The organism is Streptococcus sp. 4155 (assembly GCF_013276695.1).
GTDB classification, from domain to species: domain Bacteria; phylum Bacillota; class Bacilli; order Lactobacillales; family Streptococcaceae; genus Streptococcus; species Streptococcus pseudopneumoniae.
Genome location: NZ_VMLM01000128.1, coordinates 1 through 630 on the forward strand (window position 1 = coordinate 1; position 630 = coordinate 630).

Sequence of the window (630 nt, forward strand, 5' to 3'; positions counted from 1 at the left end):
CCATGGAACCGTTAGTATTATAAAAATACCACATACCATTTTCTTGTTTCCAGCCTGTTGTTGCAGCAACTGGTTTAGCTGGTTCTACTGCTGAATCTGTTCCTTGATTAGATGTAACAGATACAGGATATGAAGGAATAGATGACTTCTTAGGAACAACAACTTTTTCAGGTTCTCTCGTCCCTCTCCTTATACGTCTTTTTACCATCTCTTTAGTAATTTGACGAGAAGTAGTTTCTTCAATTGTTCCATCACGTTCATCTACAGTATAGATTGTAGTAAGCGTAATTTCACCAATTTCTCCTGCTTCTTCTATTTCTTGACCTTTATCAAGAGTTGAGTCATCGAGATATTCTGTTTCGATTGGAATTTCTTGGACAAGAACTTGGGGCTTGGTTCCTTTTTTAACAACTCTTGTTTGAGAGTCTTCTTTTTGACTTAAAGTACTCTCAGTTACTTGTCCACTCTTTCCATCTACATCATAAGTTATCGTTGTAACTGTTTTCCCATTCTTTCCTAGAGTAATCTCTTGCTCCTGTCCTGCAGAAAGGTCATTGTCTGCTTCATATTTAGTAGCAAATGGAACAAGAACTTCTTCAACCTTGCTCTTAGCTGGAACTTTGATAACTG

The 630-nt window shown here is 37.3% G+C and carries 1 protein-coding gene; it reads right to left on the bottom strand.

Annotation, left to right across the window (positions count from 1 at the left end; all coding sequences use genetic code 11):
• Positions 1-630: G5 domain-containing protein (locus tag HT715_RS11500; protein WP_172922976.1), on the bottom strand; the 630-nt coding region annotated here is incomplete at both ends.